At 66.0% G+C, this 15726-nt stretch carries 11 protein-coding genes; 6 read left to right on the top strand and 5 right to left on the bottom strand.

Features of this window, described 5'->3' with window-relative positions; genetic code table 11:
* Positions 1-91: 91 nt before the first annotated feature.
* From JOD97_RS25765 to JOD97_RS25740, 6 genes are all read left to right on the top strand, one after another.
* Positions 92-1513: an MFS transporter gene (locus JOD97_RS25765; RefSeq protein WP_209724912.1), complete on the top strand. Its 1422-nt coding sequence runs from the start codon at positions 92-94 to the stop codon at positions 1511-1513.
* 15 nt (positions 1514-1528) lie between these two features.
* Positions 1529-2347 (top strand): HDOD domain-containing protein, encoded by an 819-nt coding sequence (locus tag JOD97_RS25760; protein ID WP_209724910.1) that lies wholly within the window; start codon positions 1529-1531, stop codon positions 2345-2347.
* A 293-nt stretch (positions 2348-2640) separates the two neighbouring features.
* Positions 2641-3405, top strand: coding sequence for a FadR/GntR family transcriptional regulator (locus JOD97_RS25755; protein ID WP_209724908.1), 765 nt, complete (start codon positions 2641-2643; stop codon positions 3403-3405).
* A gap of 198 nt (positions 3406-3603) precedes the next feature.
* A complete protein-coding gene (gene kdgD / locus JOD97_RS25750; RefSeq protein ID WP_209724906.1) occupies positions 3604-4515 on the top strand; it encodes a 5-dehydro-4-deoxyglucarate dehydratase in 912 nt (303 codons plus the stop codon).
* Positions 4516-4595: 80 nt separating this feature from the next.
* Complete coding sequence (locus JOD97_RS25745; RefSeq protein ID WP_209724904.1) at positions 4596-6170, top strand: aldehyde dehydrogenase (NADP(+)); 1575 nt, start codon at positions 4596-4598, stop codon at positions 6168-6170.
* Entirely contained in the window at positions 6158-7036 is an 879-nt protein-coding gene (locus JOD97_RS25740) for an SMP-30/gluconolactonase/LRE family protein (RefSeq protein WP_209724902.1), read from the top strand. Before JOD97_RS25745 ends, JOD97_RS25740 begins: the two co-directional genes overlap by 13 nt.
* A 238-nt stretch (positions 7037-7274) precedes the next feature.
* Here the strand turns inward: JOD97_RS25740 and JOD97_RS25735 are convergent, their stop codons facing one another.
* The 5 genes from JOD97_RS25735 to JOD97_RS25715 all read right to left on the bottom strand — a co-directional run bounded on the left by JOD97_RS25735 (position 7275) and on the right by JOD97_RS25715 (position 15705).
* The gene (locus tag JOD97_RS25735; RefSeq protein WP_209724900.1) at positions 7275-8810 is read right to left on the bottom strand and encodes a pectinesterase family protein; all 1536 of its coding nucleotides are present in this window, start codon (positions 8808-8810) and stop codon (positions 7275-7277) included.
* 8 nt (positions 8811-8818) lie between these two features.
* Entirely contained in the window at positions 8819-10657 is a 1839-nt protein-coding gene (locus JOD97_RS25730) for a glycoside hydrolase family 28 protein (protein WP_209724898.1), read from the bottom strand.
* 10 nt (positions 10658-10667) lie between these two features.
* A complete protein-coding gene (locus tag JOD97_RS25725; protein WP_209724896.1) occupies positions 10668-12092 on the bottom strand; it encodes a pectinesterase family protein in 1425 nt (474 codons plus the stop codon).
* A complete protein-coding gene (locus tag JOD97_RS25720) occupies positions 12089-12889 on the bottom strand; it encodes a rhamnogalacturonan acetylesterase (RefSeq protein ID WP_209724894.1) in 801 nt (266 codons plus the stop codon). Before JOD97_RS25720 ends, JOD97_RS25725 begins: the two co-directional genes overlap by 4 nt.
* Before the next feature lie 86 nt (positions 12890-12975).
* Positions 12976-15705 (bottom strand): TonB-dependent siderophore receptor, encoded by a 2730-nt coding sequence (locus JOD97_RS25715; RefSeq protein WP_209724892.1) that lies wholly within the window; start codon positions 15703-15705, stop codon positions 12976-12978.
* Positions 15706-15726 lie beyond the last annotated feature (21 nt).

The raw sequence follows: 15726 nt of genomic DNA, 5'->3' as shown, positions 1-15726 counted from the left end.
GGCGGCCCGCTGGGTATAATTCGCGAAACTTGCACAAACAACCCCGGGCACACAGCATGCGCACCACACACCACACCAGCACGGCCGGCGCATGAGCGGCGACGCGGCCCCGGCGGCCGCCAGTAAATGGATCGCGCTGCTCGTCGCGGGCGCCTTCTTCATGGAGAACCTGGACGGCACCATCATCACCACGGCGCTGCCGGACATCGCCAAGTCGTTCGGCGTGGCGCCGCTGGCGCTCAACATCGGCGTCAGCGCCTATCTGCTGACCTTGGGCGTGTTCATTCCCGCCAGCGGCTGGGTGGCCGAGCGCTTCGGCGCCCGCCGCGTGTTCGCGGCGGCGTTGACGATTTTCACGCTCGCCTCGGTGCTGTGCGGCATGGCCGGCGGCCTGACCGAATTCGTCTGGCTGCGCGTGCTGCAGGGCGTGGGCGGGGCGATGATGGTGCCGGTCGGGCGCCTGCTGGTGCTCAAGAACACGCCCAAGGAACAATTGATCGGCGTGATCGCCACGCTGACCTGGCCGGCGCTGGTGGCGCCGGTGCTGGGGCCGCCGGTGGGCGGCTTCATCGCCAGCTACCTGTCGTGGCGCTGGATTTTTTACCTGAATCTGCCGCTGGGCGTGATCGCGCTGGCGCTGGCGTTGTGGCTGATCCCCGCGCAACCGGCGCAGACGCGCCGCCCGTTCGACTGGCCGGGCTTCGTGCTGAGCGCGGGCGCGGTGCTGCTGTTGACCTGGGGCGCCGAGTTGGTCGGCGCCCGCGATCCGGACTGGGGCCAGGCGCTCGGCTGCATGGCCGCCGGCGCCGTCCTGCTGGCCGCGATGGTGTGGCACCTGCGCCGCGCCGCCCATCCGCTGATCGACCTGGGCGCGTTCGCGATCCCTACCTTCACCGTCACCATCATTGGCGGCTCGTTGTTCCGCATGGCGATCGGCGCCGTGCCGTTCCTGCTGCCGCTGATGTTCCAGCTGGGGTTCGGGCTGGACGCCTTCCACTCGGGCCTGCTGGTGATCGCTGTTTTCGCCGGCAACCTGATGATGAAGCCGGCCACCACGCCCATCCTGCGGCGCTTCGGCTTCAAGCCGGTGTTGCTGGTCAACGGCCTGGCCAACGTCGCCTCGCTGGCGGCGTGCGCGCTGCTGACGCCGGCCACGCCGGTGTGGCTGATCGCGGCGGTGCTGTTCGTCGGCGGACTGACGCGCTCGATGCAGTTCAGCGCCCTCAACACGCTGGCCTTCGCCGACGTGCCGCAGCCGCGCATGGCGGCGGCCAACACCTTGTTCAGCACCGCGTTCCAGGTGTCGGTCGGCCTGGGCATCGCGATGGGGGCCAGCGGCGTGCGGCTGGGGCACTGGAGCGCGCAGCGGCTGGGCATCGCCGACTGGCCGGCCATCGAGTACCGGCTGGCGTTCCTGCTGGTGGCGCTGGTCGGTTTGCTGGCCATGCTGGACGCGATGTTTCTCAAGCCGGGCGCCGGCGCACAAGTTGTTACAAAGCGGAATGGTCTTTGACGCTATAATCTTGCTATGGAAAAACTAAAAGACATCTCGCAGATTGTGACGCAGGCTGCACGCGGCGAGTTGGTCTTTCCCACCAGCGTCAACGCCGCGTTGCGGCTGCAGTTGACGCTGGCCGATCCCGATTGCGACACCGACGACGTGATCCGCAAGGTGCTCGGCGAGCCGCTGCTGGCGGCGCGTACGGTGGCGCTGGCCAATTCGGCGGTGTTCAACCGCGGCGGCGTGCCCGTCACCAGCGTGCGCTCGGCGGTGGCGCGGGTGGGCTACCGGCATTTGTATTCGATGGCGGCGGCGATGGTGGTGCGCCAGTTCGGCAGCCGCATCCGCGACCCCGGGCTGCGCGCCAAGGCCGAGCAGCTGTGGAGCCACACGGCGCACGTGGCCGCGCTGTCCCATGTGATCGCCCGCAAGCTGACCGCCACCGACGCCGATACGGCGATGTTCGCCGGCATCGTGCACGAGGCGGGGGGCTTTTATTTGCTGTCGCGCGCCGACGAGATTCCCGGCCTGCTGGACGATCCGGACGACTGGATGGGCGCGGCGCACGAGATCATCGCCCGCGAAATGATGCGGAAAATGATGATACCGGAGCCGGTGAGCCTGGCCATCGTGTCGCTGCGCGGGGCGACCTTGACGCCGCCGCCGCTGGGCTTGCGCGACACGCTGCTGATCGCCAAGCGGCTGGCGCCGGTGGCGTCGCCGTTCGCGCCGGCGCAGGAGCAGGCCGGTTTGGACGGTTTCGTCGACGACAACGCGGCGTTGGAGCAGATGCTGGTCGAATCGGCGGAGGAGGCCGCGTCGATGAGCGCGGCGTTGCTGGTTTGACGCGGGCGTGGTTGGCGGCTCGTCGATGGCGGATTACGCTTCGCTAATCCGCCCTACGTGGAACAGTGGTGGTCGGCCCTTGAACGGCCACGCTTCCACGTAGGGCGGATTAGGCGGAACGCCGTAATCCGCCATGTATGAGCCGCCGCTGGCTCCACGCCAAGCCGATGCCACCTATGTGGCGAAAACGATGTCCGCGCAATCATTTTCATCGAAAATCTGGCAATATGCACATCGTTCGACGCGTCATCGGCGATAATGCCAAATAGTCGTCATACAACAAGCCCGAAGCCATGAGTCAAACCGCAGCAGTCCCGTCGCCCGTCCCGCCGGCCCCCTTGCCCAAGAAGAAGCACCGCAACCTCGCCCAGGGCGTGGTGGAGAGCTTCACCAACAGCATCCAGGCCGGCACCCTGAAACCGGGCGAGAAACTGCCGACCGAATCGGTGATCATGGAAATGCACGGCGTCAGCCGCACCGTGGTGCGCGAGGCCATCTCCCACCTACAGGCGGCCGGCCTGGTGCAGACGCGCCACGGCATCGGCACCTTCGTGCTGGAGCCGCAGCCGGCCAACCTGCGCATCTCGTCCGACACCATCCGCACGCTGGGCGACGTGCTGGCCATCCTCGAACTGCGCATCAGCCTGGAAACCGAGGCCGCGTGGCTGGCGGCCAGCCGCCGCAGCGAGGAGCAGGTGCGGGAAATGGGCGTGGTGCTCAAGCGCATCCAGGAGTCGCAGGCCCGCCCCGGCTCGGTGGAATCGGACGTCAAGTTCCACCTGCTGATCGCCCAGGCCACCGGCAACCGCTATTTCGTCGATATCCTCAGCGACCTGGGCAACACCATCATTCCGCGCACGCGGGTCGATTCGGCGCGGCTGGCGCACGACGACCCGGTCGTCTACCAGGAACGCGTCAACCGCGAACATGATGATATTTACAACGCCATCCTGCGCAAGGACGCCGAGGCGGCGCGCGCCGCCATGCGCACCCACCTGAGCAACAGCCGCGAACGCCTGCGCCGCGCGCAAGAGGATATCGCCGCCAACAATGGCTGAGACGCGGGCGCGGCGCCGCCGCGGTCGACGCGGGCGCCACGACGGGAGCCAATCCGCAACGCCAGGGGCGGCGATCGGCGAGTTTTCGCTAAATCGCTTGCTCCCGTCCGAATATGGTTGTACGATGTCATACAACACGCGACGGGAAGCCCGTCGAACTTCCCCTTCACAGATTAGACGTCGATTATTGGAGACCTTATGCAACCGAATGACCTGAAAAAAATCCTTTCCTCTGGCCTGCTGTCGTTCCCGATCACCGACTTTGACGCCGAAGGCAACTTCCGCAAATCGAGCTACATCGAGCGCCTGGAATGGCTGTCGCCGTACGGCGCGAGCGCGCTGTTCGCCGCCGGCGGCACGGGCGAGTTCTTCTCGCTGACGCCGAACGAATACACCGACATCATCAAGACCGCCGTCGACACCTGCGCCGGCCAAGTGCCGATCCTGGCCGGTGTCGGCGGTCCGACCCGCGTCGCCGCCGCCTACGCCAAGGAAGCCGAGCGCGTTGGCGCCCAGGGCCTGCTGCTGCTGCCGCACTACCTGACCGAAGCGTCGCAGGACGGCCTGATCGAACACGTGGCCGAGGTCTGCAAGGCCACCAACCTGGGCGTGGTGGTGTACAACCGCGCCAATTGCCGCCTGACGCCGGATTCGCTGGCCAAGCTGGCCGACCGCTGCCCGAACCTGATCGGCTTCAAGGACGGCGTCGGCGACATCGAGCTGATGGTCTCGATCTGGCGCAAGATGGGCGACCGCTTCAGCTACCTGGGCGGCCTGCCAACGGCCGAAGTGTACGCGGCGGCCTACAAGGCGCTCGGCACTCCGGTATACTCGTCGGCGGTGTTCAACTTCATGCCGAAGCTGGCGATGGACTTCTACCACGCGGTGGCGTCGGACAATCATGCCGAACAAAACCGCATGCTGGACGAGTTCTTCCTGCCGTACCTGGAGATCCGCAACCGCAAGGCCGGCTACGCGGTCAGCATCGTCAAGGCCGGCGCGCGCCTGGTGGGCCACGACGGCGGTCCGGTGCGCGCACCGCTGACCGACCTGACCGCCGAGGAATGCGACATGCTCGACAAGCTGATTCGCAAGCAAGGCGCGCAATAATCCGGTAAGCTAGCGTCATAGAACGTCATACAACATAAAGCGCGGCTGGTCCGCGCTTTTCACACATCTAAGGAGTCGATATGCAAGTAGCTGGCGAAATGATCATTGGCCGCAGCGCCGTGGTGGGTAAAGAGGGCACGATGAAGGCGGTCGACCCATCGCGCAACGTGGAAATCGAACCGGCGTTCGGCCTGGCCGGCGCCGCCGACCTGGCGCGCGCCTGCGAACTGGCCGATGCGGCCTTCGACGTCTACCGCGCCACCGGCCTGGAAGCGCGCGCCAAGTTCCTCGAAACCATCGCCGACCGCATCATGGACCTGGGTCCGACCCTGATCGAGCGCGCGATGCAGGAAACCGGCCTGCCGCAAGCGCGCCTGGAAGGCGAGCGCGGTCGCACCTGCAATCAACTGCGCCTGTTCGCCAAAGTCGTGCGCGACGGCCGCTTCCAGTCGGCGACGCTGGACAGCGCGCTGCCGGAACGCACCCCGCCGCGCAGCGATCTGCGTCTGCGTAAAATCGGCCTGGGCCCGGTCGCCGTGTTCGGCGCCTCGAACTTCCCGCTGGCGTTCTCGGTGGCCGGCGGCGACACCGCGTCGGCACTGGCGGCCGGCTGCCCGGTCATCGTCAAGGCCCACTCGGCCCACCTGGGCACCTCGGAACTGGTCGGCAAGGCCGTCGCCAAGGCCGCCGAGGAATGCGGCATGCCTGAAGGCGTGTTCTCGATGCTGATCGGCTCCGGCCAGACCATCGGCCAGGCCCTGGTCAGCCACCCGGCCATCAAGGCGGTCGGCTTCACCGGCTCGCGCGCCGGCGGCATCGCCCTGATGAAAACGGCGGCCGAACGCAAGGAACCGATCCCTGTGTACGCCGAAATGAGCTCGATCAATCCGGTGTTCCTGCTGCCGGGCGCATTGGACAACGCCAAACTGCCACAAGCCTTCGCCGACTCGCTGACGATGGGCGCCGGCCAGTTCTGCACCAACCCCGGCCTGCTGATCGGCCTGAAAAGCGACAAGCTGCAAGCGTTCGTCGCCGCCGCCGCCGGCTCGCTGGGCGCCAAGCCCGCCGCCACCATGCTGACCCCGGGCATCCACAAGGCCTACGTCAACGGCGTCAAGGGCCTGGCCGGCATCGACGGTGTTTCGCAGCTGGCCGCCGGCCAGACCACCGAAGCACCGTGCGCCGCGCAAGCGTTCCTGTACCAGGTCGACGCCAAGACCTTCCTGAGCAACCCTGCGCTGGAAGGCGAGATCTTCGGACCGACCTCGCTGCTGGTGGTCGCCAATGACGAAGCCGAGTTGCTGGCCGTGGCCGAACACGTCGAAGGTCAATTGACCGCCGCCGTCCACGCCACCGCCGACGACCGCCAACTGGCCGCGCGCCTGATGCCTGTGCTGGAACGCAAAGTGGGTCGCATCCTGTTCAACGGCTTTGGTACCGGCGTGGAAGTGTCGCACGCGATGGTGCACGGCGGCCCGTTCCCATCGACCTCGGACAGCCGTTCGACGTCGGTCGGCGCCTCGGCCATCGACCGCTTCCTGCGCCCTGTTTGCTACCAGGACGTGCCATCGTACCTGCTGCCTGAATCGCTGACCGACGAAAACCCGCAGAAGCTGCCGCGTGTCGTCAACGGCGACCTGGCATGGAACGCGTAAGCGACATCCGATGCGCGGTGGGCGAAAGCCCAACGTGGAGCGCGGCGGAATCGGCCTTCTACTGGACCGACATCCCCGCCAAGCGCGTCTGGCGTCTGGACCTGTCGTCCGGCGCCACGCGTTTCTGGACGCTCGATGAAATGGCCGGCTGTGTCGCGACCAGGGCCGGTGGTGGCCTGATCGCCGGCATGGAGACGGGCGTGTTCAATCTCGATCTGGGCGACGGTCCGGCGGCCGTGGCGCGCAAGCTGGCCACGCCGGCGGTCGGGCTGGGAGAGGGTATGCGCTTCAACGACGGGCGCTGCGATCGCCAGGGCCGTTTTGTCGCCGGCACCATGTTCATGGACATGTCGGCCAATCGTCAGGTCGGCAAGTTGTTCAGCTACGACACGGCGCGCGGCATCTCGGCGCCGCTGGTGGAGGGGCTGCTGACGCAGAACGGCACGGCCTTCTCGGCGGACGGCCGCACCATGTACCTGTCGGATTCGCATCCGCTGCGGCGCCTGGTGTGGGCGTTCGACTACGACATCGCCGACGGCGTGCCGTCGAACCAGCGCGTGTTCGCCGATTTGACGAAAGAGGTCGGACGTCCCGATGGCGCGGCGGTCGATGCCGACGGCTGCTACTGGGTCGCCGGCAACGACGGCGGCTGCCTGCTGCGCTTCACGCCGGACGGCAAGCTCGATCGGCGACTCGAGGTGCCGATGAAAAAGCCGTCGATGTGCTCCTTCGGCGGCAAGGACCTGGACACGATGATCGTCACGTCCATCCCGTCCGGCAAGCCGGAGGACGCGGAGTGGGGCGGGGCGGTGCTGCTGCTGCGGCCCGGCGTCAAGGGGCTGGCGGAAACGCCGTTCGTTGGATGAAGGATGAAAGGGCGGACGCCGGGGGTGTCCGCCCTTTTTTCATCCGGGGTCAGGTCCACCATTTCTACACGAGCTCGAGCGTTGTCGGCGGCTCCGTGGCGGATTACGGCGTTCCGCCTAATCCGCCCTACGTGTATCCGCGTTTTTTCGTAGGTTCGAGGGCATCGGCAAGGATGCATCGCGGTGATCCACGTTGGGCGGATTAGCGTAGCGTAATCCGCCAGGCTCCGTCGACGGCTCAACGCGGCGCCCAGCCGCCCAACACCCAAGACGGCGTGCCGTACTTCTTGATCAACTCCGCGTCGCTCTCCATCGTCAACTGGCGCGACGCCGGATGCCGCTTGCTCACATCGACCTGCGTGCCGTCGGCATGGCGGCTGTTGTACTCCCAGAAGCGCACATTCGACGCGTCGCCGCCTATCTCGCCCCATCCCTGGGGACTGACGCCGCTCAACGTGGCATTGATCAGCACCGCCTCCGCATGCGGATAGCTCTTCCCCTTGTTGACCGGCGAGCGCGCGAGGTGCGGCTGCCCGTCGCCGATGGCGCTGAAGCGGCAATCGACGAACACATTCCCATGGTTGGCGGACGTATTGCGTACCCACATGAACGGTCCGCGCGATTCGATCTCGCAGCGCCGGAAAAACGCCGGTCCGCGCCCGAGTATGGTATCGCCGTGGCCGACAACCTTCACACCCTCAAGATAGGTGCTGCCGTTGACCTGCAAGGCATCCCCGGAGCCGATGACGGTGACATCGCTGACGACGTTTTCCTCGCCGGTGATCAGCAGGCCTTCCGCTTGCCCCTCCAAAGTGGTCTGCAGCGTCATGTTCTTCAGATGCACACCCTTGACGTTATCGGCGGCGAAAGCCGCGCGGCGCGACGGAAAGGTGCCGGGCGCCTCGTTGGTGCTGATATTGGCCGGATGCGGATTGAATACCTCGTTGTTGGCGTAGTGGACCCGCACCTTGTCGCGATGCTCGCCTTCGATGGTCAGGTTCGACTTGTTGCGGAAATAGACGATCTCCTCGTAGTCGCCGGCGCGTACGAAGACCGTGGTGCGCCGCGCCGGATGATCGGGAACGAAATCAAGCGCGCCCTGCACGGTATTGAAATCGCCAGTGCCGTCGGCGTTGACGGTTACGCGTTCGACGTTCGCGGCCGGCGGCCGCGCCTTGGTGGCGAACCGCCACGCGGTCTTTCCACGAATGCCAGCGAAGCCTTCGATCACACCCGCGTCGATCTGGACGTAATAGCGCTTCCCGTATTCGAGCAGATTGTGGTGCGGGTAGACCGTCGCCGTATTTCCGCGCACGATCAAGGGATGAAAGTGAAAGCCATCGGTAAAGCCGCCGATGATGGTGAGCTGGTAGCCGGCCGGCGCCGGTTCGGCACCGGCCGATGGCGTGCCGGCCTTGGTGTTGGCGTTGGTGCGGCGCGGCCCTTCCGGATAAGGGTAGGGCGTCACCAGATACGGCGCGGCCGGCAGCTTGGCGCGCTCGGTCGGCCCGGCGGGAATGGCCATGTCCAGCTTATCGACCAGCCGGTCGTCGTGCGCATCGTAAATGCGGATTTGGCCGGACTTGCCGGCCACCGGCGGCTGCGCAAAGCGCAGCACCAGATGGGTATCCGGATTGACATCGCGCGCGCCGCTGGCGGGCGACACCGCCGGCGCCACTTCCTCCGCCAGGGCGGGCACCCCGGCGGCCAGCATCGTGACGGCCGCCAGCAGCGTCGGCAACCTCCTTGGCAAAGTACGCCGGCCGATCGCCATGGCCATCATCAGGCGTTGAGCGTGGTGTTGTGCACCTTGCCGCCGATGCTGACGTTCTTCAGCTGCAGCCCCTTGACGTTGTACAGGAACCAGGGCTGCGCCGTGTTGACCGGCATGCCGAAATCACAGTCGGTGATCGTCACGTCCGTCACCGGCACCACCGGCGGCACCGGTCCCGGGCCGTTATAGTCCGACGCCACCGGGCCGAGGATGACGATCGCCTGGAAGCACGACGCCGTCTTGCCGTCCTTGGTGACGTTGCCGACCTTGATGTTCGAGATATTGATGTTCGAGACCACCGGCGGGCGGGTACGGACATTGTCGCTGATCGGCGTGTAGTCGCAGTCGAAGGTGACGATGGCGCCGGCCGCCGTGGCCACCGTCTTCGACTGTATCGGCGATCCGGGCAGGGACGCGTAGAACGACGGCGACAGCTGCACGCCGTTCGGCACCGTGCAGTCGCGCACGTAGAAATTGCGCAGATAACCGCCGCGGTTCATATTGGTTTTCATGCGGATCGCGGTGTTGAGCGGGTTGGTTTTCCAGTTGGCGTTTTCGAACACCAGCTTTTGTGCGAACACGTTCTGGATGCCGCCGGCCATTTCGCTGCCCAGGGTCACTCCACCGTGGCCGCTGTGCATGACGCAGTTCTGGATCACGATGTTTTGCGACGGGCCGAATTGCGTATCCAGATCCTTGCCGGCCTTGATGGCGATGCAGTCGTCGCCGGTGTCGAAGGTGCAGCCGTCGACCAGCACGTGGTCGCAGGCCTCCGGATCGAAACCGTCGCTGTTCGGGCCATGGCTTTCGCAGTGCACCTTGCGGATGACGAGATTGCGGCAGTGGACCGGGTGGTGCATCCAGAACGGCGTGCGCATCACGTGATAGCCCTGCAGCAGCACGTTGGTGCAGCCGATCAGCTGGATCATCGGCGCGCGCAGATAATGGCCGATGCCGAACACGCGCTTCGACAGCGGCACGCCCGCCTCCGACAACGCCGGCAGATACTGGGCGTCCGCGCGCCAGCGCTGGCCTTCGCCCTGGATCAGCAGGCGCTCGGCCTCGGTCAGGTTCGGCGCGACGGTCGCCAGCGATACGGCGTTGAGCGGGTTCTCGGTGTTCTCCGACATTTTGCCGGCCTTGAAATTAGGCGTGGTGCCCTGGCCGATGGAGTTGATGGTCTTCTGCTTGCCCTTCCAGGTCCACCAGCAGTCGCCGTCGTCGTTGAACGGCACGCCGCCCTGGCCGTCCAGGGTGCTGGTCCAGTCGTCGCCGGTGAGCGCGATGTTGTGCTGGTTGTAGGCGTAGATCATCGACGAGTAGTTCAGGCAGTCGTTGCTCTGCCAGCGCGAGATCGACAGCTTGCCATGCTTGCCGCAATCGATGTCGCCGTACTTGGCGTAGTCGGCCGGGTTGTGGCTGAAGTAGACGTGGGCGTTGGCGCTCAGGTGGACGTTCACGTTCGACAGCAGCACGATCGGGCCGGCGCAATACCAGTCGCCGGCCGGGATGACGACGCGGCCGCCGCCGGCGTCGCTGCAGGCCTTGATGGCGTCGCGGAACGCGGGGTAGCAGTCGGGCGAGCCGGCGGCCGGCGTGTCGATCGTGTCCTGTTCCTCGAACGAGATCCAGGCCTTGACCTTCGACAGCTTGCAGGTCTTGGCGCCGTACGCGGTGACATCGAAATCCTGCTTGCGGAACTTCAGCGGCTTGGAGACGTGGTCGATGATGGCTTGCGCCTGCAGCCACGGATCGGGCGCGGTGGCGGCGCTGGCGGGGAGGCCGAGCGACAGGCCGGCGGCCGGCAGGGCTTTCATCAGACTGCGGCGCTGGGTATTGATAGACATGCTATGTTCCTTATTCGTCCTGATTGTTGAACTCACCGATGAAGATATCGGCGGGAGTAGGTTTGGCGGCGTAGCCGAGATCCTTGACCGGGTCGATGCCGGCCTTGATCAAATTGTTCCAGTAGTCGTCCGAGCTGTATTGGACCGGGCGGTAGGGCAGGCCGCCTTTCTTGTTCCAGTCGGCCCAGGGGCGATTGCGGTTGATATGGGCGCCGATGCGCGAATTGAGCACCACCATCTTGCCGACCGCCTCCAGCGAAACGCGGGCGATGGTGCCGGTGGGCGCCTGGTAGCCGTTGGCGTCGCCCAGCAGGCAGGCGTAGCCGTCGACCGGCACCGCGGCGTACGGCGTGCAGCGGGCGCTGTGGAACCACTGGCGCAGCAGGTAAAAGGTGCCTTGCCGCGCGTTGGCGGAGCCGTCGTGCGTGAAGCGGCAGTTGTCGAAGACGAAGCCGTAACGCGTCTTCCAATGCGTGTCCGGCGCGGCGACGTACGACAGGCCACGGTCGCCGATCGATTTGATCTCGGTCTGGTGGAAGTAGGCGGTGCTGTCGCCGAAGATGAAATCGACGTCGCCTTCGATGTAGGACTTATTGAAGAAGCTACGCGAGGTGGCGCCGATACGCGGCGACTTGAGGTACAGCGTGTCCTGGAAACCGATCAGGCGGATGTTCTCGAACTGCGCCTTGTCGGCGCCGTCGACCTGCAACGCCAACGCCTGGTGGTGCACGTTGTTGATATTCGGGAGCGACTCGGCGCGGGCGTTGCCGGTGTCCTTGTTATAGCCGTTTTCAAACGTGATGTTACGCGCCTGGAAGCCGTTGTTGCGCACCCAGACGGTGGCGGTGCCGAAGGTGCCGATCACGTCGCGGTCCTTGATGGTGGCGTACATCGCCTGCGCGTCCGGCGCGGCCTGGGCGAACTGCGCGCCGTGGCGGGCGGCGTAAGCGGCGCCGGTCACCGACGCATCGAGCTTGGCGGTGATCCGCGTGGCCGCTGCGTCCTTGCCGTCGCCGTACATCGTCAGCGGCGCGGTGGCGGCGGGCACGTAGACCAGTCCCTGGTAGGTGCCGGGCTTGACCAGCATATACAGCCGCTTCGCCGGATGCGCCGGGCTGTCGCGCACCGCGCGGTTGACGGCTTGCTGCACGGTGTTGAATGTCTTGACGCCGTCCGCTTTCGCGCCCTGGTCGACGATATAGTCGGGCGTGAACGCGGCGCCTTTGGCCAGCGGATCGGTGAGCGGGTCCCACGGATCGACGGCTTCCCTGCCGGCGTCGCCGACGTACTTGAGCACCTCGCCGTACGCGTATTGCCTGGCCTGTGCGGCGCTGAGCTGCGGGCGGGTGCCGGAATTGCCCTGGGCCTGCGCCATGCCAAGGCCGACGACAACCATCGCCAGCGTCGCGGCGAAGGCCGATGGCGCCAGCCTCATTGCTCGCCCTCCCGTTTGAACATGCCGGCGCTTTCCGGCACGGCACGTTTCATCTCCTCCACCACCATGTTCGAGAAGTAGGCGGCGCCCTTGGCACCAACGTGGGTGCGGTCGAAGGCCGATTTGGCCGCGCCGGCCACTTCCACCTTGCCGGCCGCCGTTGCCGCCTCGGTGCTCTTTTCAGGGCGCGGCGCCATCGCCAGCGTGTCGGCTTCGTCCTCGCCCATCGCCTGCACGGCGGCGTAGCTGTCGGCGTTCAGGTCCAGCAGCGGCACGCGCTGGGCGGCGGCGGTGGCGCGGATCACGTCGGCCCACGGCTGCAGGTTGTTTTCCAGGACCTTGTCCTTGAAGCTGCGCCGGGTCAGCGGCGTGACCAGCACCGGGACGCCGCCGAGCGCCTTCACTTCCTGCGCGTAGCGGGTCATGTTGACCGGGAATTCGGTTTTGAGGTCGGTCGAGCGGCCGGGTTTTCCCGGCTGGTCGTTGTGGCCGAACTGGATCAGCACATAGGTGGCGCGGTAGGCGGCCGAACCTTTCAACAGTCCCTCGACCTCGTCCCAGCGGCCCTCGGCGCGGAAGCTGCCGGAGCTGCGGCCACCGCGGGCCAGGTTGATACAGGTGTTCGAACGTTGGACGCGGGCGCAGAAGGCGTCGCCATAGCCGCTGTTGCTGGCCATCGTGGAGTCGCCGACGAGGATGACGCGCACCGGCTTGGCCGGCGGCGGCGATGTGGTCTCGGCGGCATGGGCGCTTATCGACAATGCGGCGGCGATGAAAAAGCTGATCGTGGATTTCATGGGCGTCTCGGATAAAAAAAGGCGCCGGCCGCATTGCTGCGGTCCGGCGCCGTTGATCAAGCGTCTATCGACATCGTCACGTTCTATTAGTAGAACTTGTAGGTGGCGCGGACGTTGAAGGCGCGGCCGATCGGGCTGGCGGCGCTGCTCAGATAGCCGGAGCTATACAGGCTGCTGTTGGTGACCGGCGGCTTGGCGTCGAACAGGTTGGTGATGCCGGCGGTGATCGACATGTTTTTGAAGCCGGTGTAGGTCGTCGTCCACTGCCAGTTCTTGTACGAGTTGATGTCGCGCCAGTACTGCTGCGCCACCAGGTTCTGATCTTCGTACTTCGAGTTGTAGTTCTGGGTCAGCGTGCTGTTCCAGTTACCCAGCGCCCAGTTCAGCGTGGCGACGTGCTTCCAGCGGTAGGTGATGATCGGGAAGTTGCTGGTGGTGCCGTTGGACGCGATACCGAAGCGGCCGACGTTCGACACGTAAGGGCTGCCGTTGTCGAGCTGGTTGTCGAACTGGGTCAAATACGTACCGTCGATCGACACCTTGAAGTCGCCAAAGGAGCTGCGCGGGAAGGCATACGACGCCGAGATGTCGATACCGGCCGCCTTCTGCCCACCCAGATTCATGATGGTGTTCTGGATGTAGTTGATGGTGCCGTCGGCGTTGCGCACGAAGTACGACGCGTACTTGACCGGATCGAGGAAGTAGACCTGCTCCGGCAAGTTCGCCAGCATGTCGGTCATCTTGATGTTCCAGTAGTCGATCGAGACCATCGAGGTGCGGGTCGGCTCGAACACGGTACCGAAGGTGAAGCCCTTCGATTTTTCCGGCTGCACGTTGGCGTTGCTGCCGGTCTGCTTCGGCAGCGTGGTGTTACAGACGGTCGACTCCACATAGCCAGGCAGCGGCTTGCCGGTGCCGGCCACGCCAGGGCGGTCGCTCGGGCACAGTACCGGATCGTCCCATTTCGCCGAGGTCAGGCCGGTGGCGCCGGGCAGGCGGTAGCCGTAGCGGTCGAACAAGGTGGGCGCGCGGAAGCCGGTGTTGGCCGAGCCGCGGAACATCAACTGCTTGGTCGCCTCGTAGCGGAAGCTCACCTTGGGATTGATGGTGTTGCCGAAGTCGCTGAAATGGTCGTCGCGCACGGCGACGTTGACGTTCAGCTTTTTGGTGAACGGCATATCCAGCTCGGCGAACAGCGCGGCGACGTTGCGGCCACCTTCGCCATGCGACGGGCTGGCGTTGGCGTAGGTAACCTGGCGCACGATGTCGAGGCGCGTGTCCTCGGTGGTGTCGCGGTGGAAGTCGGCGCCGACCGCCAGTGCCAGCGAGCCGCCGCCCAGGTCCATCAGCGGACGGCTGGCGGTGACGTCGATGCCGGTGTAGGTGCTCTTCGATTCGCGGTTTTTCTGGCCGTCGACGTTGACGCTTTGCAGGTAGGCGCGGCCGGCGGCGTCCTGCAGGCCGAATGGATTGAGCTGGCCGTTGCGCAGGCCATCGAGCAGGCCTTGGCCGGTGAAGTAGCCGTTGTCGTAGTAGTTGTCGCGGTTGGAGATGCCGACCACCAGGCCGGTCTTGTAGTCCCAGCCCGCCAGCGTGCCTTCGAGCGCCACGGCGACGCGCTGGTTCAGCTGCACGTCCTTGGTGGCGGCGGCGCCGTAGTCGGCGACGGCCCAGGTGGGGATCAGGGTGGCGCCGTTCAGGCCGGACATGGCCGGCACGCCGCCGCTGTTCCCCGGATACCATTTGCTGGTCGACGGCAGCTGCGGCTGGACGCCGTTGACCGCCAGCGCGTTGGTCGGATTGCGGGTGCCGATGATGTGCTCCTCGCCGCGCGAGTAGTCGATCGAGATCACGTGGTCTTCGCCCAGCTTTTTGGCGGCGCGGGCGTAGAAGGTGACCTGCTGGTTTTCGTACAGCGCGTTACCGTATTCGTTGGCGTCCAGCACGCAGGTGTTGGCGCGGCCGGGGATCGAGTATGGCGCCACGCAGCCGGTGGCGGCGTACGGGTTGCGCGCGGTGCGGTTGGTGGCGGTGGTGAAATTGGCCGGCGTGGCGTTGCCGCCGGTGGCCAGCGTCGGCGAGCGGCCGATGCTGGTCAGCAGTTCCGGCGAGCTCAGACCGGCGCGGTCGCGCGAGGCCAGCGCCGAGCGCTTGTGCGCGTCGACCGTGCCCCACAGGCTCCAGCCGTCGCGTTCCAGGTTGCCCTTGCCCCAGGTGAGGGTGCCGCGCTCCTCCTCGCCACCGCCGCGGCGGGCCACTTCGACGTGCTGCAGCGTCGCTTCCAGGCCTTCGTACGAGGTGCGGGTGATGAAGTTGACCACGCCGCCGATGGCGTCGGAGCCGTAGATCGACGAGGCGCCGTCGCGCAGGATCTCGACGCGCGCGATCGCGCTCATCGGAATCACATCCAGATTGGCGTAGCCGTCGGCGATCGCCTCGTTGGCCAGGCGGCGGCCGTTCAACAGCACCAGCGTGCGGTTCACGCCCAGGCCGCGCAGATTGATATTGGTGCCCGAGCCGGCGTTGGACGGCGCCAGCGACGCCGATTGCGGCAGCGCCATCATCAGGTCGGCCAGGGTGGTCATGCCCTTCTTGACCAGGTCCTCGGCCTTGACGGTGCTGACCGGCAGCGACGCTTCGGTGGCCAGGCGCTTGATGCTCGAACCGGTCACTTCGACGCGCTGCATCGGCGCTTCCGCTTCCTGTGCCTGCGCGGCGGTCTGGTTGGCGAGCGTCAGCACGGCCAGGGTAATGGCCGACAACAGCAGCCGTGGTTGTGCGGATCGGTTTTGGACCGGGTGCTCGGGCTTGATCATTCTAGTCTCCTTCGTCTTTTT

This window comes from Duganella sp. 1411 (genome assembly GCF_017833525.1).
Lineage (GTDB): Bacteria > Pseudomonadota > Gammaproteobacteria > Burkholderiales > Burkholderiaceae_D > Rugamonas.
Note: the sequence above shows the minus strand (reverse complement) of the source record. Positions and strands in the feature narration are given on the sequence as shown.